Source organism: Saccharicrinis sp. GN24d3, assembly GCF_052400645.1.
Taxonomy (GTDB): Bacteria; Bacteroidota; Bacteroidia; order Bacteroidales; family Marinilabiliaceae; genus Saccharicrinis.
This window is the reverse complement of record NZ_JBQTGI010000085.1, coordinates 1-855: the sequence shown is the minus strand read 5'-3', so window position 1 is coordinate 855 and position 855 is coordinate 1. Positions and strand designations below refer to the sequence as shown.

The 855-nt window shown below is 38.1% G+C and carries 1 protein-coding gene; it reads left to right on the top strand.

Translation table 11 applies throughout. The features are described 5' to 3' along the window. Nucleotides 1-52 precede the first annotated feature (52 nt). On the top strand, nt 53-855 hold an 803-nt coding region (locus ACT29I_RS25705), incomplete at its 3' end, for an IS1595 family transposase (RefSeq protein WP_444794867.1).

Below are 855 nucleotides of genomic sequence, written 5' to 3'. Positions count from 1 at the left end.
TGGCTGTAGTTTACAATAGCGTTTTATTGTAGTATCTTTATAAGAAAACATCATGGATACAAATAAGATAAAAGAAGCTCTGCTGAAACTCACAGCTGATGAACGCACAGCACTATTACTGGAAATTGAAGAAGAGTCAGATTTGCATATCCCAGTATTAGAGAATAGAAGGCAAAAATTGGATGATAAAATCAGTAACTGTCCACATTGTTCCAGTAAAAAATACCGTAAACATGGTAAGGACAAGGGCAGTCAACGCTATTATTGCAATAGTTGTAAACGAACATTTACAGAATATACGGGAACCTGGTTGGCCGGCATACACAAAAAAGAACTCGTTTCTGAGTATTTAATATTGATGGAACAAGAACTAAGCCTGGATAAGATAAAGAAACGGATGGGCATTAATAAAAAGACAGCTTTTGATTGGCGCCATAAAATCTTATCAAGTCTGGAAACGACAGGCTCAGGAACCTTTACAGGCATTACAGAAAGTGATGACACCTTCTTTCTTGAGTCCTCAAAGGGGAAAAAACTAGAAGATCGTAAACCAAGAAAGCGAGGAGGCACCGCCAAGAAAAGAGGAATAAGTAACGAACAAGTGGCAGTTATTGTAACAGCGGATAGAAACGCAGAAATAGACATGACGGTAGCTCGATTAGGAAGGATTAAAAAGGTGGATATAGCAAATGCCATTGGGCACAAAATTACCGATGAAACAATTCTATGTAGCGACAGTCATGTTAGTTATAAAGGATTTGCCATTGATAATCATATTGAACACCACGCAATAAGAGCAAACCTGAAGCAGCATGTAAAGCAAAAGGTCTATCACGTACAGCACGTAAACTCCAT